Here is a 1324-nt window from a genome sequence, read left to right on the forward strand (position 1 = left end):
TATGCGATCGTCGGCAGCGTCAGATGTGTATAAGAGACAGGCCACATACAACTCACCGACCACCCCCGCCGGCACCGACTTGAGCCACCTGTCCAAGACGAACATCGCCGCCCCCGGTATCGGCGACCCAATCGGCACCACCTGAGATTCGGGGGTGAGCGGAGTGCTGATCGACGCACATACCGTGGTCTCCGTCGGCCCATACGCATCGATCATCACCCGCCCTGGTGCCGCCCACAGATCCACCACCTCAGCCGGACACGCCTCACCGGCCACCACCAACGCCACCGACTCCAACCCCTGCGGCGACAGCATCGCCACCGCCGAAGGAGTCTGACTCAACACACTGACCTGCTCAGCAATCAGTAACGCATGCAACTCTTCTGGAGAGCCGGCCACCGACTCGGGCACCACCACCAACCGGCCCCCACCCAGCAGGGCGCCCCAGATCTCCTCAACCGAGGCATCGAAGGCATACGAATGCACCTGCGCCCACACTGGTGCCGGTGCCGCCAAATCCCCATCCAATGACCCCAGCAACTGGGTGACGTTGTGGTGGGTCACGGCAACGCCTTTGGGCACCCCGGTGGTGCCCGAGGTGTAAATCAGATACGCAAGATCCTCAGCAGCCGGGGCCGGCAATGGGGTACTGGGTTGAACATCGATGGCGGGGTCGTTGACATCAATGACCGCCACGTGATGACCGTCGACCCGCGCGGCCAGCCCGGTGGTGGTGATCGCGGCGATCGGGGCGGCATCGCCGAGCATGAACCCGATCCGCGCTGTGGGCAGGCCCGGGTCGATCGGCACGTAGGCCGCCCCAGACTTCAAAACCCCTAGGATCGCGATGATGGCCTGCGCGCCACGTTCCATCAGCAACCCTACGCACTCACCCGGGCCCACCCCACGGGCAACCAGGAAGTGCGCCAACCGATTCGCGGCCTCATCCACCTCGCGATAGGTCCACGACCGGTCCCCGAAACTCAGCGCCACCGCCTCGGGCGTGCGCGCGACTTGGGCGGCAAACAACGCCGGGATCGACACCCCCGACACCGCCGGACGGTCCAACACCGCCCGGTTACCCCACCCCTCCAGGCGGACACGTTCCGAATCGTCGAGCAGATCGATCGAGGACACCGGCCGCGACGGGTCAGCGGTCATTGTCTCCAGCACCCGTTGGAATCGGGTGATCAGGGTGTGGATGCTGTCGGGGTTGAAGAGGTCGGTGCGAAACTCCACTACCCCGCTGATTCCGGCCGGCTGCCCCGCCTGGGTGAAGTTCTCGGCCAGGGTGAAGGTCAAATCCTGTCTCTTATACACATCT

Annotated in this window: 1 protein-coding gene; it reads right to left on the reverse strand. The window is 64.8% G+C overall.

Annotated elements, in window-relative coordinates; translation table 11 throughout:
- Window positions 1-1324: AMP-binding protein (locus tag A5781_RS03235; RefSeq protein ID WP_156624351.1), on the reverse strand; the 1324-nt coding region annotated here is incomplete at both ends.

It is taken from the genome of Mycobacterium sp. 852002-30065_SCH5024008 (assembly GCF_001665645.1).
Lineage (GTDB): Bacteria > Actinomycetota > Actinomycetes > Mycobacteriales > Mycobacteriaceae > Mycobacterium > Mycobacterium paraffinicum.